This window comes from Pseudomonas sp. NY8896, assembly GCF_039634505.1.
Genome location: NZ_CP132350.1, coordinates 5908450 through 5931464, shown reverse-complemented (window position 1 = coordinate 5931464; position 23015 = coordinate 5908450). Strand labels below are relative to the sequence as shown.

Annotated in this window: 20 protein-coding genes; 12 read left to right on the top strand and 8 right to left on the bottom strand. The window is 63.8% G+C overall.

Translation table 11 applies throughout. The features are described 5' to 3' along the window. Nucleotides 1-134 precede the first annotated feature (134 nt). Both Q9451_RS26760 and Q9451_RS26755 read left to right on the top strand, forming a co-directional pair. Nucleotides 135-779, top strand: a complete 645-nt coding sequence (locus Q9451_RS26760; protein WP_012270521.1) for an MBL fold metallo-hydrolase — start codon at nucleotides 135-137, stop codon at nucleotides 777-779. 109 nt (nucleotides 780-888) lie between these two features. Continuing rightward, complete coding sequence (locus Q9451_RS26755) at nucleotides 889-1611, top strand: OmpA family protein (RefSeq protein ID WP_012270522.1); 723 nt, start codon at nucleotides 889-891, stop codon at nucleotides 1609-1611. 37 nt (nucleotides 1612-1648) lie between these two features. Here the strand turns inward: Q9451_RS26755 and pta are convergent, their stop codons facing one another. Further along, complete coding sequence (gene pta, locus Q9451_RS26750; RefSeq protein WP_012270523.1) at nucleotides 1649-3736, bottom strand: phosphate acetyltransferase; 2088 nt, start codon at nucleotides 3734-3736, stop codon at nucleotides 1649-1651. A 31-nt stretch (nucleotides 3737-3767) separates the two neighbouring features. Further along, nucleotides 3768-4070, bottom strand: a complete 303-nt coding sequence (locus Q9451_RS26745) for a DUF3565 domain-containing protein (protein ID WP_041166374.1) — start codon at nucleotides 4068-4070, stop codon at nucleotides 3768-3770. Between Q9451_RS26745 and Q9451_RS26740 the strand changes: the two genes are divergently transcribed. Next, nucleotides 4069-4554: a peptidylprolyl isomerase gene (locus tag Q9451_RS26740; protein ID WP_012270525.1), complete on the top strand. Its 486-nt coding sequence runs from the start codon at nucleotides 4069-4071 to the stop codon at nucleotides 4552-4554. The two genes, Q9451_RS26745 and Q9451_RS26740, sit on opposite strands and share 2 nt — an antisense overlap. Before the next feature lie 145 nt (nucleotides 4555-4699). Continuing rightward, the gene (locus Q9451_RS26735) at nucleotides 4700-5182 is read left to right on the top strand and encodes a glutathione peroxidase (RefSeq protein WP_012270526.1); all 483 of its coding nucleotides are present in this window, start codon (nucleotides 4700-4702) and stop codon (nucleotides 5180-5182) included. Between the two features lie 127 nt (nucleotides 5183-5309). Here the strand turns inward: Q9451_RS26735 and Q9451_RS26730 are convergent, their stop codons facing one another. Beyond that, the gene (locus Q9451_RS26730; RefSeq protein ID WP_012270527.1) at nucleotides 5310-6500 is read right to left on the bottom strand and encodes a glycosyltransferase family 1 protein; all 1191 of its coding nucleotides are present in this window, start codon (nucleotides 6498-6500) and stop codon (nucleotides 5310-5312) included. A 178-nt stretch (nucleotides 6501-6678) separates the two neighbouring features. On the opposite strand from Q9451_RS26730, the gene Q9451_RS26725 reads away from it, so the two are divergent. After that, nucleotides 6679-7995: a PAS domain-containing methyl-accepting chemotaxis protein gene (locus Q9451_RS26725; protein ID WP_012270528.1), complete on the top strand. Its 1317-nt coding sequence runs from the start codon at nucleotides 6679-6681 to the stop codon at nucleotides 7993-7995. A gap of 36 nt (nucleotides 7996-8031) precedes the next feature. Here Q9451_RS26725 and cysZ read toward each other — a convergent pair whose 3' ends face one another. Then, nucleotides 8032-8760, bottom strand: a complete 729-nt coding sequence (cysZ, locus tag Q9451_RS26720) for a sulfate transporter CysZ (RefSeq protein WP_012270529.1) — start codon at nucleotides 8758-8760, stop codon at nucleotides 8032-8034. Between the two features lie 322 nt (nucleotides 8761-9082). Here cysZ and trxB point away from each other — a divergent pair, with 322 nt between their 5' ends. Next, complete coding sequence (gene trxB, locus Q9451_RS26715) at nucleotides 9083-10045, top strand: thioredoxin-disulfide reductase (RefSeq protein ID WP_003247318.1); 963 nt, start codon at nucleotides 9083-9085, stop codon at nucleotides 10043-10045. 58 nt (nucleotides 10046-10103) lie between these two features. On the opposite strand, the gene nadC is transcribed toward trxB, so the two are convergent. After that, nucleotides 10104-10952: a carboxylating nicotinate-nucleotide diphosphorylase gene (gene nadC, locus Q9451_RS26710; protein WP_012270530.1), complete on the bottom strand. Its 849-nt coding sequence runs from the start codon at nucleotides 10950-10952 to the stop codon at nucleotides 10104-10106. Between the two features lie 242 nt (nucleotides 10953-11194). On the opposite strand from nadC, the gene Q9451_RS26705 reads away from it, so the two are divergent. The 3 genes from Q9451_RS26705 (at nucleotide 11195) to ampE (ending at nucleotide 14841) form a co-directional block, all read left to right on the top strand. Further along, on the top strand, nucleotides 11195-13354 hold the full coding sequence (locus Q9451_RS26705) for a DUF1631 domain-containing protein (protein ID WP_012270531.1): 2160 nt from the start codon (nucleotides 11195-11197) through the stop codon (nucleotides 13352-13354). An 87-nt stretch (nucleotides 13355-13441) separates the two neighbouring features. Continuing rightward, nucleotides 13442-14014 carry a 1,6-anhydro-N-acetylmuramyl-L-alanine amidase AmpD gene (gene ampD / locus Q9451_RS26700; protein WP_012270532.1) on the top strand — a complete coding sequence of 191 codons (573 nt, stop codon included), beginning with the start codon at nucleotides 13442-13444 and terminating at the stop codon, nucleotides 14012-14014. Then, complete coding sequence (ampE, locus tag Q9451_RS26695) at nucleotides 14011-14841, top strand: regulatory signaling modulator protein AmpE (RefSeq protein WP_012270533.1); 831 nt, start codon at nucleotides 14011-14013, stop codon at nucleotides 14839-14841. Before ampD ends, ampE begins: the two co-directional genes overlap by 4 nt. 39 nt (nucleotides 14842-14880) lie before the next feature. Here ampE and Q9451_RS26690 read toward each other — a convergent pair whose 3' ends face one another. Beyond that, nucleotides 14881-15657: a TatD family hydrolase gene (locus tag Q9451_RS26690; RefSeq protein ID WP_012270534.1), complete on the bottom strand. Its 777-nt coding sequence runs from the start codon at nucleotides 15655-15657 to the stop codon at nucleotides 14881-14883. 2 nt (nucleotides 15658-15659) lie between these two features. Beyond that, complete coding sequence (gene cra / locus Q9451_RS26685) at nucleotides 15660-16655, bottom strand: catabolite repressor/activator (RefSeq protein WP_012270535.1); 996 nt, start codon at nucleotides 16653-16655, stop codon at nucleotides 15660-15662. A 284-nt stretch (nucleotides 16656-16939) separates the two neighbouring features. On the opposite strand from cra, the gene ptsP reads away from it, so the two are divergent. From ptsP to Q9451_RS26670, 3 genes are read left to right on the top strand one after another with little or no spacing between them, the layout of a single operon-like run. Further along, nucleotides 16940-19792, top strand: a complete 2853-nt coding sequence (gene ptsP, locus Q9451_RS26680; protein WP_012270536.1) for a phosphoenolpyruvate--protein phosphotransferase — start codon at nucleotides 16940-16942, stop codon at nucleotides 19790-19792. Then, nucleotides 19793-20740, top strand: a complete 948-nt coding sequence (gene pfkB / locus Q9451_RS26675) for a 1-phosphofructokinase (protein WP_012270537.1) — start codon at nucleotides 19793-19795, stop codon at nucleotides 20738-20740. Then, nucleotides 20737-22479, top strand: a complete 1743-nt coding sequence (locus Q9451_RS26670) for a PTS fructose-like transporter subunit IIB (RefSeq protein WP_012270538.1) — start codon at nucleotides 20737-20739, stop codon at nucleotides 22477-22479. The genes pfkB and Q9451_RS26670 overlap by 4 nt, the downstream gene beginning before the upstream one ends. 146 nt (nucleotides 22480-22625) lie before the next feature. Here Q9451_RS26670 and Q9451_RS26665 read toward each other — a convergent pair whose 3' ends face one another. Continuing rightward, nucleotides 22626-22847, bottom strand: coding sequence for a DUF3820 family protein (locus Q9451_RS26665; RefSeq protein ID WP_012270539.1), 222 nt, complete (start codon nucleotides 22845-22847; stop codon nucleotides 22626-22628). Nucleotides 22848-23015 lie beyond the last annotated feature (168 nt).

Here is a 23015-nt window from a genome sequence, read left to right as displayed (position 1 = left end):
ACCAGAGGGTTCGCGCGCAAATCTCGCTGGTACAATTGGCCCGAAACAAACGTAGGAGCGAGCGCCAGCTCGCGATGCGCCGCGCGGGCGGCGCTCGATCTCACAGGCGCTGCAGCGTCCAAGACAGGCCCTTCATGAAGACTGCCCCGACCACCCTCATCCGCGAAACCTTTCCCGTAGGCCCCTTGCAGTGCAACTGCACGCTGATTGGCGACCCATTGACCAAGAAAGCCATCGTCGTCGACCCGGGCGGTGACCCGGACAAGATCCTCGCGCGCCTGCAAGCCCACGGCCTCACGCTGGTAAGCATCATCCACACCCATGCGCACTTCGATCACTTCCTGGCCTCGGGCAAGCTCAAGGAGCTGACGGGCGCCACGTTGCACCTGCACAAGGACGACCAGGCCCTGTGGGACAACCTGGAGATGCAATGCCAGATGTTCGGCGTGCCTTACACGCCGGTACCTCCACCCGATCGCTGGTTGGGCGATGACGAAGAGCTGGCCTGTGGCTGTGGTGTGGCCCTGCACACGCCTGGACATACCCCGGGCTCAATGAGCTTCTGGTTCGCCGACGCCAAACTGCTGATTGCCGGCGACACCCTGTTCCGCCGTGGCATTGGCCGCACCGATTTGTGGGGTGGTGACCAGCGGGCTATCGTTCGCTCCATCAAGGAGCGGCTGTACCGGCTGGACGAGGAGGCCATCGTGGTGACCGGCCACGGGCCTGACACTCGTCTGGGCGACGAGATGCGCGAAAACCCCTTCGTGCGTGCCTGATGGCACATGAAGGCACTTTCATGGAATTTTTCGTTGCCGATGCAATCCAAGGCTGGCATAGATCCCTTTGAGATCTGCCGCATTTACGAATTTTAGTAGGAGCTTGTCCATGTTCACCATGCGTCGTCTGATTATCGTCGCAACTGCCGCTGCCCTGATGACTGGCTGTGCCAGCCAGAATCCTTACGACAACCAGGGTCAGGCGCAGGGCTCCACTGGGATGAGCAAGACCGCCAAGTACGGCGGCCTGGGCGCGCTGGCCGGCGCCATCGCCGGTGCCGCCATCGACCACAACAACCGTGGCAAGGGTGCGCTGATCGGTGCTGCCGCAGTGGGTGCCGCCGCCGCCGGTTATGGCTATTACGCCGACAAGCAAGAGGCCGAACTGCGCGCGCAAATGGCCAACACTGGCGTGGAAGTGCAGCGCCAGGGTGACCAGATCAAACTGATCATGCCGGGCAACATCACCTTCGCTACCGACTCGGCCAACATCGCGCCAAGCTTCTACTCGCCGCTGAACAACCTGGCGGGCTCGTTCAAGCAGTTCAACCAGAACACCATCGAAGTGGTCGGCTTTACCGACAGCACCGGCAGCCGCCAGCACAACATGGACCTGTCCCAGCGCCGCGCGCAGGCAGTCAGCACCTACCTGACCTCGCAGGGTGTGGATGCCTCGCGCATCTCGGTACGTGGCATGGGCCCGGACCAGCCGATCGCCAGCAACGCCGACGCCAATGGCCGTGCGCAGAACCGCCGCGTGGAAGTGAACCTGAAGCCGATTCCGGGGCAGCAGTATGACCAGCAGCAAGGTCAGGTTCAGCAGTATCCCTGATTGATTCCTGGGGCCGCTTTGCGGCCCCAGTGATTTGCTAGCGCACCACGCTGGCCTGAATCGCCGTCAGGGCAATGGTATGCACGATATCGTCAACCTGTGCCCCGCGTGGCAAATCGTTCACTGGCTTGCGCAAACCCTGCAACATCGGCCCCAGGCTGACCCCGTCGGTGCTACGCTGCACCGCCTTGTGCGTGGTATTGCCGGTATTCAGGTCGGGGAACACGAACACCGTGGCACGCCCGGCCACAGGGCTGCCTGGTGCCAGCTCCCGAGCAATGGCCGGGTTGGCTGCCGCGTCATACTGCAAAGGCCCATCGATCAGCAACGCCTCTGCTGCACCTTGCGCCAGGCGAGTCGCTTCGCGCACTTTCTCGACTTCTTCATCGCTGGCCGAATCGCTTGAATAACTGATCATCGCCACCCGCGGCGCGATACCGAAGGCCTGCGCCGATTCGGCGCTCTGGCGGGCGATCTCTGCCAGTTCGGCAGCACTGGGGTGGGGGTTCATCACGCAGTCGCCGTACACCAGTACCTGCTCGGGGAACAGCATGAAGAACACCGACGACACCAGGCTTGAGCCTGGCGCGGTCTTGATCAACTGCAGCGCCGGGCGGATGGTATTGGCGGTGGAGTGAACCAGGCCCGAGACCAGGCCGTCCACTTCGTCCAGGGCCAGCATCATGGTGCCGATCACGACCGGGTCTTCCAGTTGCTGCTCGGCCATCGGTGCGTTGAGGTTCTTGCTCTTGCGCAGCGCCACCATGGGCTCCACGTAGCGCCCGCGAATCAGCTCGGGGTCGAGGACTTCCAGGCCGGGCGGCAGGGCAATGCCTTGAGCGCGGGCCACGGCCTCGACATCTTCGGGCTTGGCCAGCAGTACGCAGCGGGCAATGCCACGGGCCTGGCAGATGGCTGCGGCCTGCACCAACAGCGGCTCGGCACCTTCTGGCAAAACGATGCGCTTGTTGGCCTGCTGCGCGCGCTGGATCAACTGGTAGCGGAACACTGCCGGCGACAGGCGCATTTCACGCGGGGTGCCGCAGCGTTGGTGCAGCCAGGCTGCGTCGAGGTGGCTGGCGACGAAGTCGGTGATGAACTCGGCGCGCTCGCGGTCGTCCACGGGAATCTCGCGGTTCAGTGAGTTGAGCTGGTTGGCCGTGTCGTACGAGCCGGTGCTGACCGACAGGATCGGCAGGCCGGCCTGTAGGGCGCCGCGGCACAGGCCAAGGATGCGCGCGTCGGGCTTGCTGTCGCTGGTCAGCAGCAGCCCGGCCAGTGGCACGCCATTGATTGCCGCCAGGCTGACGGCGAGGATGATGTCGTCGCGGTCGCCCGGCGTGACCACCAGGGTACCCGAGGTCAGCAGCGGCACGGTGTTGGCGACCGTGCGTGCGCAGATGATGATCTTGCTCATGCGCCGCTGCTCGTAGTCGCCGGCATTGAGCACCTGGGCGCCGAGCAGCTCGGCCACGTCGCGGGTACGCGGGGCGTTCAGCTCGGGTTGGTAGGGAATGCAGCCAAGCAGGCGGAAGTCATTGCCGCGCAGCAACGGCGAGTGTTCACGCAGGCGGGTGGCGAAGTCGGCCATGCTCTCGTCGGTGCGAACCTTGTTGAGGATCACCCCGAGCACTTTCGGGTCGCGCGGCCCGCCGAACAGCTGGGCCTGTAGTTCGACCCGGCCGGACAGTTCGCTGAGCACTTCGTTTTCCGGTGCCGATACCAGGATCACCTCGGCATCCAGGCTTTTCGCCAGGTGAAGGTTGACCCGCGCGGCGTAGCTGGCGTGGCGCGTGGGCACCATACCCTCGACCACTACCACGTCATTGCCGATACAGGCTTGCTGGTAGAGACGGATGATTTCCTCCAGCAACTCGTCCAACTGGCCATCGCCGAGCATGCGCTCGACCTGGGCCAGGCTCAGTGGTACCGGAGGGTTGATACCGTGGGTGCGAGCCACCAGTTCGGTAGAGCGCTCGGGGCCGGTGTCACCCGGGTGGGGTTGGGCGATCGGCTTGAAGAAACCGACCTTCAGGCCGGCGCGCTCCAGGGTACGCACCAGGCCCAGGCTGATGGATGTCAGGCCGACACCGAAGTCGGTCGGCGCAATGAAAAATGTCTGCATGCGTGCTTCTCGAAATAAGCGGTGCAAGAAATTAACGGCCAAGGGTAGCGCTATCGGCCCCTTGTGCGCACCAGCCGCACGCGAAAGGCTGGCCAATGTGCTGCGCGCGCTGGGCCGGGTCAAGCACCCAGGGGCGTGCCTGCCACGGCGGTTGGTGGCGCAGGTGCTGGGTGTGGCCGCAGGACAGTTCGGCCACCCAGTGGCCTTCTTCGTCCTGATGGAAGCCTGTGATCCGACTGATGGGCCGTTGCTCGTCCGCGGTGCGTTCGCAATCGGACGATGGCTTGGTTACACTTGTCCGCTCTACATTCTTTTGCAAAAGGTCTTGCCCCATGCTGATCGCCGCCAACAAGGCTGTCTCCATCGACTATACCCTGACCAACGACGCCGGGGAGACCATCGACAGCTCCGCCGGTGGCGCGCCGCTGGTCTACCTGCACGGTGCCGGCAACATCATCCCAGGCCTGGAAAAAGCCCTGGAAGGTAAACAGGCTGGTGACGAGCTGAACGTTACCATCGAGCCGGAAGACGCCTACGGCGAATACCTGGCCGAGCTGGTCAGCACCCTGAACCGCAGCCTGTTCGAAGGCGTCGACGAGCTGGAAGTGGGCATGCAGTTCCACGCTTCGGCACCGGACGGCCAGATGCAGATCGTCACCATCCGCGACCTCGACGGCGACGACGTCACCGTTGACGGCAACCACCCACTGGCCGGCCAGCGCCTGACCTTCAAGGTCAAGGTTGTCGACGTGCGTGACGCCAGCGAAGAAGAAATCGCTCACCGCCACATCCACGGTGAAGGTGGCCATCACCACTGATTTTCTGCGCTAAGCTCAGAAAGTCGCCAGGCGCTCGGGCAAGCCGATTTGCCTTCCTACGGGAGGTGGACGGTTTGGACGAGCGCCTTTTTAGTGGGCGCAATTCGCCCCCGCGGCAACCGGGAACCTGAGAGGGGATTTCATCATGAGTGCATTTCACGACCTGAAACTGGACGCGCTGAACGGCGGAGAGCTGCCGCTCGCACCGTTCAAGGGGCAAGTGGTGCTGGTGGTCAACGTTGCCTCCAAATGTGGTCTCACGCCGCAATACAAGGCCCTGGAAAACCTCTACCAGGTTTACAAGGACAAGGGCTTCAACGTGCTTGGCCTGCCGTGCAACCAGTTTGCCGGCCAGGAGCCGGGTAGCGAAAAGGAAATCCAGGACTTCTGCAGCCTCAACTATGGGGTGAGCTTCCCGCTGGGGGGCAAGTTGGAGGTCAACGGCCCGCAGCGCCATTCGCTGTACCGTCTGCTGGCGGGTGAGGGGGCCGAGTTCCCCGGTGACATCACCTGGAACTTCGAGAAGTTTCTGGTGGGCAAGGATGGGCGAGTACTGGCGCGTTTTTCACCGCGCACGGCGCCGGATGACCCGGCGGTAGTCCAGGCCATAGAAAAAGCACTTGCCTGAAGTTTTACGCACTTCCTGTAGGCGCGGCCTTGTGCCGCGAAAGGGCCGCAACGCGGCCTCTCGATGGTTGCGGTAGTGCTGAAATCCGGGGGCCGCTGTACGGCCCATTCGCGGGGCAAGGCCGCTCCTACACTGATCGCGTGGGGCCCAAGCTTGAAGCAGGTGCGGCAGCAGATGGGTTCTGGGCTGAATGCAGATACCCCTCGAACTGCTCGACAATCGCGGGCCAGCCCTGACGGCTGGCATGCTGCCGCGCATTCAGGCGCACCCGGCGCAAGGTTTCCTCTTCTTCCAGCAGCCAGCAGGCGGCATCGATGAATGCGGCCTCATCCCCTGGCATGGCCAGCCCGCCACTGTGTCCATGGCGAATATGCTGCGCAGCTGCCGCCTCGTCATAAGCAACCACCGCCAACCCCGAAGCCATGGCCTCGAGCACCACGTTGCCAAAGGTCTCGGTCAAGCTGGGGAAAAGGAACAGGTCGCCGCTGGCATAGTGCTCGGCCAGCACCTCGCCGCGCTGGGCGCCACAGAACACTGCATCTGGCACCTGCTGTTGGAGGCTGGCACGCTGCGGGCCGTCACCGACCATGATCAGACGCAAGCGCTTCTGGGGATAAGTTTTCTGCAATGCCTCGAGACAAGGCCGCAGCAAGCCAAGGTTCTTTTCCACCGCCAGCCGTCCGACATGCAATACGGCGATATCATCCGGGCCGAGCCCCCAGCTTTCACGCAACGCCTGGTTGCGCCGGGTCGGGTTGAACAGGCCGGCATCGACACCTCGTGCCAACAGTTCCAGGCGCTCGAACCCACGGCGTTCAAGCTCCAGGCGCTGGCTGACACTGGGTACCAAGGTGATCGCCGTGCGCCGATGGAACCAGCGCAGATAGTGGGTGAGCAGGCGCGCCAGCAGGCCCAGACCGTACTGGCCGGAGTACTGCGGGAAGTTGGTGTGGAAGCCGCTGACGACCGCGATACCCAGGCGCCTGGCTGCGCGTAGGGCGCTGAGCCCTAGCGGCCCTTCGGTGGCGATGTACAGCACATCCGGGCGCTGCCGGCGCCAGCGCCGCAACAGCTTGTGCATCGATACCTCGCCCCACTGCAAACCCGGATAGCCCGGCAGGGCCCAACCACGGCACAGCATCAGGTGCGGGTCGTTTTGCACGGGGGCTTCGCCGGCCTGGCGCGGCCGTACCACCTCGACTTCATGGCCGCGTTGACGCAAGCCTTCACTGAGGCGGCCAAGGGTGTTGGCCACGCCGTTGATCTCGGGTGGGAAGGTTTCACTGACCAGGGTAATGCGTAGGGCGGGTGTATTCATGACAAAAAGTTTCCGCCTGCAGGATTGCGCCAATGTGACTGCCATGTGACGTACAGATGACGCCTGACCGCTGACGCTTTCGCCTTTATGAATATTTCCTCGCACGGCACTCAAGAAGGTGTCATCGGCAGCCGATGAAGATGCATTCGACTACGTGATGCGCTCCAGGAGAGCGGTGATGTTCAACAACAAGCTCAAGCAAGAAATTCGGCAGTTGCGCGAAGACCTGATGTCCATGGAACAGGTCAAGAGTAGCCTCGACAGCGAGATGCTGGTACTGCAGCTCGACCCTCAAGGACGGATCGAGATGGTCAACGGCAACTTCGAGAGCGAGATGCTCTACCGTGCCGAACAATTGCTTGGGCGCAATATCGAGGACATCGTCCCGGCTCATGTGAAGACCCTCGACTTTTACCAGCGCATGAAAAGCGCGATCAGCCGGGGCGAGCACCTGAACGGCGCGTTCCGTCTGTTGCGCGGCAATGGGCAGGAGGCCTGGCTGCGTTCGATCCTGCAGCCGGTCAAGAACAGCGAGGGGCGCATCAAGTACTTCACCCTGCATTCCAGCGACCTTACCCGTACTATCGAGACCTCGCGCGAGCACGAAAGCCTGATCAAGGCGCTGATGCGCTCCACCGCAGTGATCGAGTTCGAGCTCGACGGCACCATCCTCACCGCCAACGACCGTTTCCTCGCCACCGTCGGTTATCGTCTGGAGCAGATTCGCGGTAAGCACCACCGCATATTCTGCGAGCCGGAGGAAGCCAACTCGGCCGGCTACCAGGCCTTCTGGGACAAGCTGCGCCGTGGTGAATACGTTGCCGAGCGCTTCAAACGCATCGATGCCCATGGCCGGGTGATTTGGCTGGAGGCTTCGTATAACCCGATTTTCGATGCCCACGACGTGCTGTACAAGGTGGTCAAGTTCGCCACGGTGATTACCGATCAGGTCAACCAGGAGCAGGCAGTGGCCGAGGCGGCAGATGTCGCCTACAGCACCTCCCTGGGTACCGATGTCAGCGCCCGCAAGGCCACCGAGGTAGTCACCCAGACCGTCAGCGTGATGCGTGGCCTGGAGGCCTCGATGCAAGAGGCGGCCGAGGGCATCCAGGCACTTGATACTCAGTCGCGGGTGATCGGTTCGATCATCAAGACCATCAGCGACATTGCTGGGCAAACCAACCTGCTGGCGCTTAACGCAGCCATCGAAGCGGCCCGTGCGGGCGAGCAAGGGCGGGGTTTTGCCGTGGTTGCCGACGAAGTGCGCCAACTGGCCTCGCGCACCAGCACCGCCACCGAGGAAATCGCTCGGGTGGTGCAGCAGAACGAGCAACTGGCGCAGGCGGCAGTGTCGATCATCGACACCAGCAAGCGCCAGGCCGAACAGGGGCTGGCGCTGGCGGACGAGACGGGCAGCGTGATTGTCGAGATTCAGGATGGGGCGAAGCGAGTGGTGGATGTGGTGGGGCAGTTCTCCAGCCGATTGGGGCAGTGACGCCCCAGCCCGGCAGGGGTATGGCGGGCGCGGGGATCAGTTGCGCTCGCGCACCCAGAACAACGTAGCCCCCGCCACCGCCGCCGGCATCATCAGCACGTTCACCCCCGGAATCATCAGCGCCAGGTAGGTGATGCCGCCAAAACCCAGGCTTTGCCAGCGCTTCTGGCGCAGCCAGGCGAGCATGTCCTGCCAGCTCATCTTGTTGTTGTCCGCCGGGTAGTCGATGTACTGGATGGCCATCATCCATACACCGAAAATGAGCCACAGCGGCGCCGCCACCACGTTGACCACCGGGATCAGCGACAGGATGAACAGGCCGATGGCCCGCGGCAGGAAGTACCCCAGCTTGCGCATTTCGCGGCTGAAGGTGCGCGGTACCATGGCCAGCAGTTCGCCCCAGCTGAACGCCGGGAAGGTGTCTTCGCCACGGACCACCACCTCGACCTTTTCCGCCAGGAAGCCATTGAATGGGGCGGCGATGATGTTTGCCACCAGGGTGAAGGTGAAAAACACCATCAGCAGCAGCAAGGCAACGAACAACGGCCAAAGGATGTAGCTGAGGAAGCTCAACCAGTCAGGCAGCGTTGGCATCAAGGCATCGAGCCACAGCCCGAACTGGTGGCCGGCGAAGTAGATCAGGCCACCGAACAGCAGCAGGTTGACCGTTAGCGGCAGCAGCACGAACAACCGCAGGTTGGGGCTCAGCACCAGTTTCAGGCCTTCACGTAGGTACTGGGGGCCAGAGAGGACAGGGGCTTGCATCTAGTTACTCCGCACAGAAGGAAAACGCGCTGACCTTACCGAGTTTGCCGCGCCGACGAAAGGCGGGTAGCGGGCGGGAAACGGGCTGTAACAAAAGCGTCAGGGGCATGGCTATCGATGAAATCGCAGCATAGACGATGCCTATGAGGTGGATTGTCGAAGGATATTTCCTTAATCTTTGCGACCTCGCTACAGTGCGCTCAACTTTCCGCTTTCTGGGCCTGCGCGTTGTAGCCTTCCCCAAGTGCTGCGTGGGTCCTTTTTAATTTTCCAGCTGGCGCAGCCGGTACACCGATACCGGCCCGCTCGACAGGAGTTCGACATGTCTGAAGTACGTCATTCGCGCGTCATCATTCTCGGTTCCGGCCCTGCCGGTTATAGCGCTGCGGTGTATGCCGCCCGTGCCAACCTCAAGCCGCTGCTGATCACCGGCATGCAGGCCGGTGGCCAGCTGACCACCACCACCGAAGTCGACAACTGGCCGGGCGACCCCCACGGCCTGACCGGCCCGGCGCTGATGCAGCGTATGCAAGAGCATGCCGAGCGTTTCGAAACCGAAATCGTCTTCGACCACATCAATGCTGTCGACCTGGCCAACAAGCCGTTCACCCTGCAGGGTGACAGTGGCAAGTACACCTGCGACGCGCTGATCATCGCCACTGGCGCCAGCGCTCGCTACCTGGGCCTGCCGTCGGAAGAAACCTTCATGGGCAAAGGCGTTTCGGCCTGTGCTACTTGCGACGGTTTCTTCTACCGCAACAAGCCGGTCGCCGTGGTCGGCGGTGGCAACACTGCCGTGGAAGAGGCGCTGTACCTGGCCAACATCGCCAGCAAGGTGACCTTGGTACACCGTCGCGAAACCTTCCGCGCCGAGAAGATTCTGGTCGACAAGCTGAACGCGCGCGTGGCCGAAGGCAAGATCGAGCTCAAGCTCAACGCCACCCTGGACGAAGTGCTGGGTGACAACATGGGCGTGACCGGTGCGCGCCTGAAGAACAACGATGGCAGCAGTGACGAGATCAAGGTCGACGGCGTATTCATCGCCATTGGCCACACCCCGAACACTTCGCTGTTCGAAGGCCAGCTGACCTTGAAGGACGGCTACCTGGTAGTCAATGGCGGCCGTGAAGGCAATGCCACCGCCACCAACGTCGAGGGCGTGTTCGCCGCCGGTGACGTGGCTGACCACGTTTACCGTCAGGCCATTACCTCGGCCGGCGCTGGCTGCATGGCGGCATTGGATGTGGAGCGTTACCTGGACGGGTTGGCCAACGCTTCGTTCTGATCCAGCAAGGCAACAAAAAACCGGCTCAGTGGCCGGTTTTTTGTTGCCTGCGTTCAGCTCACAGGCTCAATCGCATCGACAGGTCTACCGCCTTTACATCCTTGGTCATGGCGCCAATCGAGATGTAGTCCACCCCAGTCTCGGCAATCACCCGCAAGGTCGTTTCGTTTACCCCGCCACTGGCCTCCAGCTTGGCCTTGCCAGCGTTGATACGCACCGCTTCGCGCATTTCGTCCAGGTTGAGCTCGTCGAGCATGATGATGTCTGCACCAGCGGCCAGCGCCTCACGCAGTTCTTCCAGGCTCTCCACCTCGATTTCCACCGGTTTGCCCGGTGCGATGCGGTGCGCCGCCGCCACGGCTTGGGCTACGCCGCCGCTGGCAGCAATATGGTTTTCCTTGATCAGGAAGGCGTCGTACAGGCCGATGCGATGGTTGTCGCAGCCGCCACAGGTCACCGCGTACTTCTGCGCCAAGCGCAGGCCAGGCAGGGTTTTGCGGGTGTCCAGCAGGCGTACCTGGGTGTCTGCCACCAGGTCGGCGAGGAAGCGTGCACGGGTGGCGACCCCCGACAGCATCTGCAAGAAATTCAGCGCGCTGCGCTCACCGCTGAGCAGCGAGCGGGCCGGGCCTTCCAGATGGAACAGCGGCTGATTGGCAGTAGCCCGTTCACCGTCGGCCACCTGCCAGTGCACTGCAACACGCGGGTCGAGCTGGCGGAACACGGCATCGACCCAGGCGGTGCCGGCGATTACGCAATCCTCGCGGGTGATGATGGTGGCCTTGGCCAGGCGCTCGGCCGGGATCAACTGCGCGGTGATATCGCCACTGCCGATGTCCTCCAACAATGCGCGGCGCACGTTGGCTTCAATTTCAGCGGTCAGGTCGGCAAGGCGTAGGTTCGGCATGTTCGGCTCCACAAGCTAGATGCCGGCGATTATAGGGCAGGGGGCTTGCGTGTACAGCCGCCTTGATGATGACCATTGGTCGGGCGTGGTGAGCAGACCGTGCAAAACAGGGTCACTGAACAGCCTGTAAAACGGCGCTGGCAGCTGTACGAAATTTTATCGATAATAGCGACCAGTATTTGGCGTCATAGCTTTGACGATGATGGGCCCGTCCGGGCAAGACACCCTGCAAGGAGTCCAGGATGCAAAAAGAAGGCAAGGTGGTGCCCTTGGCGGCAGCCATCGACCGAGGCGGGCGTGCGCCTCTGCCTTGCCTTCCGGTCTTGCTACTGCAAGTGCGCGACAAGGCTGCTCTGCAGTTGCGTCAGGGTTTGCAGGACTTGTTCGACAACGCCGACGACACCCTTTTCGAAATGGCCGACAAGGCCTTGGACTGCTGTGACCAGAGCCTGTACTTCGAGGCCATGCGCGACTTGCGCCTGAAGCGCAAAAGCATCGAACGTGGTTTTCTCGATACGTTCTACGACACCTTTGCGCGCATGGGCCAAATCGACCTGCTGGCTCAGCAGGTCGAGCCGGGCAACCTTTGCAGCAAGGCCCAACTGGAGCGGGCTGCCGCCATCGATGGCATGGTGGCGCGGGTGTTGTCACGCGATGGCATTGCCTTGCAGCAGTTGGGCTTGCGTTTGCAGGCGCTGCTCGACCGGCCGCTGTACGAGCCGCACAACCCGTTGGGGCCTGCCGCATTATGCAGTTACTTCCTCGATGCCGGGCGTAACCTTGGGGTTGGTTTGCGGGTCAAGCTGGTGCTGCTCAAGCTGTTCGAGCGCTATGTGCTGCGCGATGCCGATGTGATCTATGGCGAAGCCAACCAACTGCTGGCCGCCGCCGGTGTGCTGCCCGAACTGCAGCCGGCACCGCGGCGGCGGGCTGAAGACCAGCGCATGCGTGCACGGAGGGGGCACGCGAACCTTGGTCAGACGGTGGGCGCGGATGCGGCAGGGCAGGCTTTCTTTGCCTCGGTGCAGGCGCTGCTGGCCCCGGTGCGCGGGCAGTTCGCCCCGCGCTTGCAGGCAGTGTCTGCCGCCCAGCCGATCAGCTGCGCCGACCTGCTCCGGCTGCTATCGCATTTGCAGCACTACGTGCCCGCCACCCACGAGGCCGATGATTTCGAGCTCGGCCAGCAGCTTGAGCAACTGTTGTTGCGGGTCAGCGTGCGCAGTGGCACGCGCCGGCGCCTTGCCGTGGCCGACGAAGACATGATCAACCTGGTTGGCATGCTGTTCGCCTTCATCCACAACGACGACAACCTGCCGGCCAGCCTGCGGGCGCTGATTGCCCGCTTGCACATTCCGCTACTCAAGGTGGCCTTGTTGGACAAGGGGCTGTTCAGCCGGGCGAGCCATCCGGCGCGCCGGCTGCTCAACGAGGTCGCCGGTGCGGCGATTGGCTGGGAATACGGCAGGGAAGGGCAGCGTGACAGCTTGCACTTGCGGGTAGAGCGTATCGTCCAGCGCCTGCTCAATGATTTTGCCGAAGATGTCGGCTTGTTCACCGAGCTGCTCGACGACTTCCTCGCTTTCAACCAGGACGAGCGGCGGCGCAACGAGTTGCTGGAACAACGCACCCGTGATGCCGAAGAAGGCCGAGCCCGGACGCTGCAGGCCAGGCAGCAGGTGCAAGATGTGCTCAACCAGCGCCTGCGCGGCCGAGTATTGCCGCAGGTGGTGGTACATATGCTGGTACAGGCCTGGAGCCAGGTGTTGCTGCTGGCTTGGCTGAAACAGGGCGAGAACTCCCAGGAATGGCGCGACGCGTTGCAGACGATGGACACGCTGCTGGCCAGCATCACTGCGCCCCATGAGCCACAAGCCTTGTTGCAGCAGGTGCCGGGCCTGCTCAAGGCGCTGCGTGAGGGCTTGGCCAGCGTGGCCCTGGACGCGCTGGCCACCCGCGAGTTCTTCCTGCAATTGGAGCAGTTGCACCTGCGCGCCTGCGCAGGTGCCCAGGTGCTGCCGAGTGGCGATGGGCAACTTCTGGCTGATGTACGGGTGGCCGAAGACATTGTGCTGGCAATGGCCGAAGAGCCCGCCTGTGTGCCGCTGCAGATCGCCGACGGGCAGGCTGCAGCGTTACACCAGGTTCAGCGCCTGCGCATCGGCACCTGGGTCGAGGCGCTCGATGAAGACGAACCCCTGCGCTGCAAGCTGGTGGCACGTATAAACAGCAGTGACCGGCTGGTGTTCGCCAACCGCACCGGCATGAAAGTGCGCGAATGGAGCAGCACCAGCCTGGCCCAGGCACTGCAGCGGGGCGAAGTGCGCGTGCTGGATGACGGGCTGCTGTTCGAGCGTGCACTGGAGGCCGTGCTCGACGGCTTGCGGCAAGGGCTGGTGCAGTAGCGGCAGCATTACAATCATTCACATGCACACGGTGTTGGCCACAGGGCATACTGTTGTCTTGTTCATGGCGTTTTCAGGATCTGCCCCATGCAATTGGACCGTGCCACTGGCTGGTTCCACGGAATCGGAATCACCCACTGCCCCTCGCCGAACTTCAATGCGCGCCCAGAGGGCGAATCGATTTCCCTGCTGGTGATCCACAACATCAGCTTGCCCCCGGCCTGTTTCGGCACCGGCAAGGTGCAGCAGTTCTTCCAGAACTGTCTGGACCCCGATGAACATCCCTACTTTGCCAGCATCAACCATCTGACAGTGTCGGCGCACCTGTTCGTCGAGCGTGACGGTGCGGTGACCCAGTTCGTATCGTTACGTGACCGCGCCTGGCATGCGGGGGTGTCGAGCTTCGACGGGCGCGAGGGCTGCAATGATTTTTCCATCGGCATCGAACTGGAGGGCACCGACGACCAGCCCTATACCGATGCCCAGTACGCTGTGCTGGAGCAACTTACCCGGCACATCCGCGATGCCTGGCCGGCCATCGACCTGAGCCGCATCCAGGGCCATAGCGACATTGCCCCGCAGCGCAAGACCGACCCCGGCCCGGCCTTCGATTGGCCGCGCTACCGTCAGGCGCTGCAGCACAATGAGGATGAGGCATGAGTTTTCTGGTTTTGTTGCTGGCGCTGTGGGTCGAGAAGTTCTCGGCTTTGCGCCATCAGGTGCAGCGCGATGGGTTCTTCCTTGGCGAACTTGTACGCCTTGAGCGCAGCGGTAAGGTGCACCCGTGGTGGACGCTGGCCATTCTGGTCTTGGCGCCGGTCGCGCTGCTGGTATTGCTGCTGCATGTGCTGGAGCCAGTGGCCTATGGCTTGCTGGCCTTGCCGGTGCACCTGCTGGTGCTGATCTACAGCCTGGGCCGTGGCGATGCCAAGGCCTCGATGGGCCCGTTCCGCGATGCCTGGCGGCGGGGCGACGACCAGGCGGCGCTGCATGTGGCCGAGCGTGACCTGGGCCTGGTGGCCGATGAGCCGCACAGCCTGCTGGTACGGGTACAGGGCAACCTGCTGTGGCAGGTGTACCAGGGCTTTTTCGCGGTGATCTTCTGGTATTTCGTGTTGGGCCCCGGTGCGGCGTTGGCTTATCGACTGCTGGCACTGTGTGGCGAACACAGCAAGCAGCCGACGCTCAAGGCGCGTGCCGAGCAGCTGCGGCACATCATGGACTGGCTGCCAGTACGGGTGCTGGCGCTGAGCTTTGCCCTGGTGGGCAACTTCCTCGCCGTGACACGGGTAATGCTGCACGAGGTGCTCAACTGGCACATCAGCGCCGCGCACCTGGTGGCCCGGGTCGGGCGTATTGCCGATGACATTCCAGAGGAAGAAGACAGCCAGCGTGGGCTGGGGCGGCTGGACAGTCTGTGGGAGCTGCTGCTGCGCTGTGCGGTGTTGTGGTATGCCGGGTTCGCGCTGTGGACCGTGCTGGTTTGATTCATGGCCGCAGCCACAAAAACCACGCTCACCTGGATTTCACCAGCCAAACAACTCGCAGGCATTGCGGCTACTGGCCTGCGCCAGCTCTTCTACATCCAAGCCCATCACCTGGGCCAGCGCCCCGGCAATGTCCGGCAAGTGTTCCGGGCTGTTGCGCATCCCTGGGTGCATCACCGGCGCCATATCCGGCGCATCGGTCTCCAGCACCACGCTCTCCAGCGGCAGCCGCGCCAGCGTCTTGCGCAGCCGCAGCGCCTGCGGCCAGGTGCCGGCGCCACCAAGCCCGAGGCGGAAGCCCAGCTTGATGTACTCACGGGCCTCTTCGTAACTGCCGGCAAACGCATGGATCACCCCCGCCCGCGCCGGTTTGTAACGCTTGAGCGTGGCAATTACCTGGGCATGGCTGCGGCGCACATGCAACAGCGCGGGCAGGTCAAAGTCGCAGGCCATTTGCAGTTGCGCTTCGAACAGGCCCTGTTGGCGCGTTTTGTCCAGGTCCTCAAGGTAATAGTCCAGGCCAAACTCGCCCACGGCGCATAGCCGCGGGTCGCCGCGCAGGCGCTCCAGCCATTGGCGTAATTGCGTCAGGTGCTCTGGGCGATGCTCGTCGAGGTACACCGGGTGCAGGCCGAGTGCCGCAAACAGGCGTTCATTGGCGCAGGCCAGGTCCCACACCCGTTGGAAATTTGCCTGATAAACCCCCAGCACCACCATCCGTTCCACCCCGCGTGCCGCCGCGTTGGCCAGCAGGCGCGAGCGGTCGGCGTCGAAGTCGGGGAAGTCCAAGTGAGTGTGGGTGTCGATCAGGCGCATTTTCAGGCCGCTGTGATGCGTTGCTTGAAGGTGCGGCCAACGGCATGCACGCCGGGTTCGTAGCGTTTTTCCTCAATTGCGGCCAGGGCCAGTTCCAGCGCGGTGGCGGCAATCAGGCCATGCTGCTGGGCCATGGCATTGACCGGTAGCGGCAGGAAGTCGAGCAGTTGGTTGTCGCCAAAGGTGCCCAGTTGCAGCTGACGCGAGTCGGCAGGGCGTGCCTGCAGGGTGTCGAACACCCCTTGCAGCAGCACATAGGAGGTGGTCACCAGGGCATCCGGCAAGCCACCCAGGTCTTCGATCAGCTGCTGCATCAGGCGTTGGCCGCACTCGCGGCTGAACGCTTCGCCCTGGTAGCGGCGCACTTCGCCGGCATAACCTTGCAGGGCTTCGTCGAAACCGCCTGCGCGCGCCTGGCTGACCGACAGCTCGGGGCGTGCGCCGATCAAGGCAATGCTGCGTGGGGCCGAATTGAGCAGGCTGGCGGCCAGTTGGCGGCTGGCATCGCGGTCATCGCTGATCACCGAGCAGAAGTGCGCAGGGTCCAGGCGGCGGTCGATGGCGATCACCGGCAGGCCTTTGTCCTGCAAGTCACGGTAGCTGTCATCTTCTGGCGGCAGGCAGCTGGCAACGAACAATGCATCGCATCGGCGCGCACGGAACAGCTGCTGCAGTTGGCGCTCGCTGTCGGGCTGGTCGTCGCTGCTGGCGATCAGCAACTGGTAGCCGCGGGCGCGGGCGCCTTGCTCCAGTTGCTTGGCAATGCGGGCGTAGCTGGGGTTCTCCAGATCCGGGAGAATGAAGCCCAGGGTGCGGGTATGCCGGCTGCGCAGCCCAGCAGCCTGCGGGTTGGGGGTGAAGCCGTGGGCTTCGACCACCGCGCGTACCCGCTCGACAGTACTGTTGCTGATGCGCTGCTGTTCAGCCTTGCCGTTGATGACGTAGCTGGCAGTGGTCACGGACACACCGGCCAGACGGGCGATATCGCTGAGTTTCACCGAATTTTCCTTGTTATTACCGGGGCTGGCTGTAAGGCCGGACCGGGTAGTTTGACCCGGCACGGGCATCACGCGCAGACGACCATTGTCGCAATTGTCCGACAGGATGGGGCTTTTTACCGGGCAGATTATCGAGTAACGTGGCCGTCTGGTCAGGTTAAACGTTTCAGCTGCCGAATTTTCTGCCTCGGCTGCCATCCGTGCAAGGCTGCGGAACTGGCCCTTTATGTGAATTTCACAACAATACTCCAGTACCCGAACGGGAACTGCAAAAGGAGAAGGTCATGCTCGAGCTCGCCAAGGAGCAGATAGCCATGGGCCAGACGGCCGCCGACAAGGCCGAGGCATTGAGCCTGCTGGCGGACCGGCTGGTCGGGGACGGCCTGGTCGCCGAGGGTTACCTGCAAGGGCTGCAAGCCCGCGAGGTGCAGGGCTCGACGTTCCTTGGCCAGGGCATCGCCATCCCCCATGGCACGCCGCAAACCCGTGATCTGGTGTATACCACCGGCGTGCGTCTGCTGCAGTTCCCCGAGGGTGTGGACTGGGGTGACGGGCAAATGGTCTACCTGGCCATCGGTATCGCCGCTCGCTCCGACGAACACCTGCGCCTGCTGCAGCTGCTCACCCGCGCCCTGGGCGAGACCGACCTGGCCGAAGCGCTGCGCCGGGCCAGTTCCGCCGAAGCGCTGCTCAAGCTGCTGCAGGGCGCACCACAGGCACTGGCGCTGGATGCGCAGCTGGTTGGCCTGAACCTGCCGGCTGAAGACTTCGACGAACTGGCCTGGCGCGGTGCCCGCCTGTTGCAACGTGCCGATTGTGTCGACAGCGGCTTTGCCGCCGTATTGCAGCAAGCCGAGCCGCTGCCGCTGGGTGAGGGCCTTTGGTGGCTGCACAGCGAGCGTCAGGTACGTCAGCCGGGCCTGGCGTTCATCACCCCCCAGCAGCCGTTGCGCTATCGCGACCAACCGCTCAACGGTTTGTTCTGCCTGGCGAGCCTAGGCGCCGCTCACCAAGCCTTGCTCGAGCGCCTGTGTGAAGTGCTGATTGAAGGCCGTGGGCAGATGCTCTACCAGGCCACCAGCAGCCGCGCGGTACTGGAAGTGCTGGGCGGCGAAGCGCCGGCGGATTGGCCCAGCGCGCGTATTGTGCTGGCCAACCCTCATGGCCTGCATGCCCGCCCGGCCAAGGTGCTGGCACAGCTGGCCAAAGGCTTTGAAGGGGAAATCCGTGTGCGCCTGGTCGACAGCGCGCAGCCAGCGGTGTCGCTGAAGAGCCTGAGCAAGCTGCTGAGCCTGGGCGCCCGCCGTGGTCAGGTGCTGGAGCTGGTCGCCGAGCCTGGCATCGCCGCCGATGCCTTGCCGGTGCTGCTGGCCGCTATCGAACAAGGCCTTGGCGAAGAGGTTGAACCGCTGCCGCAGAGCGTCACGCCCATGGCCGATCACCCACCCGAAGTGCTGCAGGCCCCAGCCGCCGGCAGCCGTATCCAGGGTGTGGGCGCAGCGCCCGGCATTGCCAGTGGCCCGGCGCATGTCTGTGTCGAGCGTGAGTTCGACTATCCGTTGCGTGGCGAATCCTGCGCCCAGGAGCGGCAGAAGCTGCGCGCAGCCATCGCCAGTGTGAACAGCGAACTGCAGGCGTTGGTGCTGCGCAGCGACAAGGCCATTGGCGAAATTTTCGTCACCCATCAGGAAATGCTTGCCGACCCGGCCCTGACCGACGATATCGAACAGCGCCTGGCCCAGGGCGAAAGCGCTGCGGCCGCCTGGATGGCCGTGATCGAAGCCGCAGCCCGTCAGCAGGAGTCGTTGCACGATGCCCTGCTCGCCGAGCGCGCCGCCGACCTGCGCGACATTGGCCGCCGCGTGCTGGCGCAGCTGTGTGGAGTGCAGGCGCAGGTTGAACCCGAGCAACCCTATGTGTTGGTGATGACTGAAGTCGGCCCGTCCGATGTCGCCCGCCTGGACCCGAACCGGGTTGCCGGCATCGTCACCGCCCAAGGCGGTGCCACGGCCCACAGTGCCATCGTCGCCCGTGCATTGGGCATTCCGGCGGTGGTCGGCGCAGGTGCGTCGATTCTGCTGCTGGAGAGTGGCACGCCGCTGCTGCTCGATGGCCAGCGTGGAGTGGTCAGCGTGGCGCCGCCAGTGGATGAGTTGCAACAGGCGCTGGCCGAGCGCGACCTGCGTGAGCAGCGCCTGCAGGCTGCCTGGGCCAACCGCTTCGAGCCAGCCGTCACCCGTGATGGTCATGCCGTCGAGGTGTTCGCCAACATTGGCGACAGCAACGGCATCGCCAAGGTGGTGGAGCAGGGCGCCGAAGGCGTTGGCCTGCTGCGCACCGAACTGATTTTCATGGCCCACCCTCAAGCGCCGGACGTGGCCACCCAGGAGGCCGAGTACCGCCGTGTGCTTGATGGCCTGGGCGGGCGGCCACTGGTGGTGCGCACCCTCGATGTCGGTGGCGACAAGCCGCTGCCTTACTGGCCCATCGCCGCCGAGGAAAACCCGTTCCTTGGTGTACGTGGCGTACGCCTGACGCTGCAGCGCCCGCAAATCATGGAAGACCAGTTGCGCGCCTTGCTACGGGCCGCCGACCAGCGACCGCTGCGCATCATGTTCCCGATGGTTGGCCAGGTGCACGAATGGCGCGAGGCTCGGGCCATGGTCGAGCGCCTGCGTGCAGAAATCCCGGTCGCCGACCTGCAACTGGGCATCATGGTCGAGGTGCCTTCGGCGGCCCTGCTGGCAGCGCAATTGGCGCGCGAAGTGGACTTCTTCAGCATCGGCACCAATGACCTGACCCAGTACACCTTGGCCATCGACCGTGGCCACCCCAGCCTCTCGGCCCAGGCCGACGGCCTGCACCCGGCAGTATTGACCCTGATCGACATGACGGTGCGTGCCGCCCATGCCCAAGGCAAGTGGGTGGGCGTGTGTGGCGAGCTGGCGGCCGACCCGCAGGCGGTCGCCGTGCTGCTGGGCCTGGACGTGGACGAGCTCAGTGTATCCGCGCGCAGCATCGCCGAAGTCAAGGCACTGGTTCGCCAGGCCGATCACCAGACGGCCCGCGCCCTGGCGCGCGAAGCCTTGCAACAGGACAGCGCTGCGGCAGTTCGCGCGCTGGTGGAGCGTTACTGAATGGCCAAGATCCTCACCCTTACCCTGAACCCGGCGCTGGATATCACCGTCGGCCTGGACACCCTGCGCCCTGGGCAGGTCAACCGTAGTCAAGCGCAGCAAAGTCACGCAGCGGGCAAGGGGCTGAACGTTGCCCAGGTATTGGCCGACCTGGGGCACAGCGTGACCGTCGGCGGTTTCCTCGGGCAGGACAACCTGCAGCCCTTCGAGGCGTTGATCGCCTGGCGCGGCTTTGCCGACTGTTTTGTCCGCGTGCCGGGCGAAACCCGTAGCAACATCAAGCTGGTCGAGGCCGATGGCCGCGTCACCGATATCAACGGCCAGGGCCCGGAGGTCGATGAGGCGGCACGCAGCGCCTTGCTGCGCAGGCTGCAGCAGGTCGCCCCAGGTCATGATGCGGTGGTGGTGGCCGGCAGCCTGCCGCGTGGGATCAGTGCCGACTGGTTCCGTCAGTTGCTCGAACAGCTGAAGGCGCAAGGCCTCAAGGTGGCCCTGGATAGCAGCGGTGAAGCCCTGCGTGCTGGCCTGCAGGCTGCGCCCTGGCTGGTGAAACCCAATACCGAGGAGCTGGGCGAGGTGCTTGGTCTGGCTGTGGATAATCCGGCGCAGCAGCGCGCTGCCGCCGAGCGCCTGCTGGCCGCTGGCGTTGAGCACGTGGTGGTCTCTGCAGGGGAGCAGGGCGTCAGCTGGTTCCGCCGCGATCTGGCCGTGCATGCCTGCCCGCCCAAGGTGCGGGTCGCCAGCACGGTGGGGGCGGGGGATTCGCTGGTGGCCGGCATGGTTCATGGCCTGCTGCAGGGCGAGGCCCCCGCGCAGACCTTGATTCGTGCCACTGCAATTGCCGCCCAGGCCGTCACCCAGGTTGGCTTCGGCATCCGTGACCGCGAGCAACTGGAACGTCTGGAAGCCGCCGTGCAACTGACAGAACAACAAGAGGGTTGCCGATGAACATTGCCATTGTCACCGCCTGCCCCAACGGCCAGGTATCGAGTGTGCTGAGCGCGCGCCTGCTGGCTGCCGCTGCCCAGCGACGTGGTTGGAGCACCAGTGTCGAAGTGCTGGATGCCGAGCACCCTGAGCGGCAACTGAGTGCGGCACAGATCGCCGAGGCCGACTGGGTGCTGGTGGTCAGCACCGGCCCGGTGGACCTGGCCCGCTTCGTCGGCAAGCGCCTATACAAGAGTACGCCGTCCCAGGCCTTGGCTGATCGCGAGGGCTTCCTCGACGAAGCGGCCGCCAACGCCCAACTGCTGAGCGCATTGCCAGACACCCCGGCCGCAGCTGGCAGCGCCGCTGCTCGTATCGTTGCCGTCACTGCCTGCCCGACCGGCGTTGCGCACACCTTCATGGCTGCAGAAGCTTTGCAGCAAGCCGCACAGCAACTGGGATACCAGCTCACCGTCGAGACCCAGGGCTCGGTCGGTGCGCGCAACCCGTTGTCCGCCGAAGCCATCGCTGCAGCAGACGTGGTGTTGCTGGCCGCCGACATCGAAGTACCCACCGCGCGTTTCGCCGGCAAGCGTATTTACCGCTGCGGCACCGGCATCGCCCTCAAGCAGGCCCGCGCCACGCTGGACAAAGCCTTGGCCGAAGCCAAGGTGGAAAACAGTGCAGAGGCTGCGGCGGCCAGCACGGCAGCCAAAGGCGAGAAGAGTGGGGTATACAAGCACCTGCTCACTGGCGTGTCGTTCATGCTGCCGATGGTGGTGGCCGGTGGCCTGCTGATTGCCCTGTCGTTCGTGTTCGGCATCGAGGCCTACAAACAGCCGGGCACCTTGCCGGCGGCGTTGATGCAGATTGGCGGCGAGGCTGCGTTCAAGCTGATGGTGCCTTTGCTGGCCGGTTACATCGCCTGGTCCATTGCCGACCGACCGGGGTTGGCCCCAGGCATGATCGGCGGTTTGCTGGCCAGCACCCTGGGGGCTGGTTTCATTGGTGGCATCGTCGCGGGTTTTCTTGCCGGTTACAGCGCCAAGGCCATTGCCCGTTGGGCGCGCTTGCCGAGCAGCCTGGAAGCGCTCAAGCCGATCTTGATCATTCCGCTGCTGGCCAGCCTGTTCACCGGCCTGGTGATGATCTACGTGGTTGGCCAGCCGGTAGCGGCGATGCTCGAAGGCCTTACGCACTTCCTCGACAGCATGGGCACCACCAATGCCATTCTGCTGGGGCTGTTGCTGGGCGGCATGATGTGCGTCGACCTTGGCGGGCCGATCAACAAGGCCGCCTATGCGTTCTCGGTGGGGCTGTTGGCTTCGTCGAGCTACGCGCCGATGGCGGCGACCATGGCCGCTGGCATGGTGCCGCCGATCGGCCTGGGTATTGCCACCTTCCTGGCCCGGCGCAAGTTCGCCCAGAGCGAGCGTGAGGCGGGCAAGGCGGCACTGGCGCTGGGCTTGTGCTTTATCTCCGAGGGGGCTATCCCGTTTGCCGCCAAGGACCCGCTGCGGGTGATCCCGGCCAGTATCGTCGGCGGTGCGCTGACCGGTGCATTGTCGATGTACTTTGGCTGCAAGCTGATGGCACCGCATGGCGGCTTGTTCGTGCTGTTGATCCCCAATGCGATCAACCATGCGCTGCTGTACTTGCTGGCGATCGTGGCGGGCAGCCTGTTGACGGCGGTGGTGTATGCGGTGATCAAGAAGAGCGAGCAGGTGGAGCTGGCGGTGGCGCCGGTTAAAAGTGCCTGAGCTGACCCCGTCCTGAGGCAGAGGCCTTGTGTCGCGAACGGGCTGCATGGCAGCCCCAGATTTCAGCTTCGCCGCATAGATTGCTGGGGCCGCTTTGCGGCCCTTTCGCGATACAAGGCCGCTCTCACTAAGCCCGACTTGACCTGTCAGCGCCCATGTTTCTTGCGTAACGGCACCAACAGATCACCCAGCCCGTTGTGGTCGATCTCATGCATCAACGCCAGTAACCCACCCAGTTCTCCCGCCGGGAAACCCTTGCACGCGAACCACGCCAGGTAGTCCCCCGGCAGGTCGGCAATGATTCGCCCTTGGTACTTGCCGAACGGCATGCTGCGGGTCACCAGCAGTTCGAGGGTTTCCGGCTTCATCTACGGCGCACCTGGTTGTTCAAAAGCGCCGACCATACTGCAATCTGCACGAAGCCCCAAGCGGCAATCATGCAGAACGCCGTTGCCAGTCCGCGTCATTTGTTTTGTAACTATCTGAATAATAAGCGGTTTTATTTATCTGGCAGCATGGCACGAACGCTGCACCTG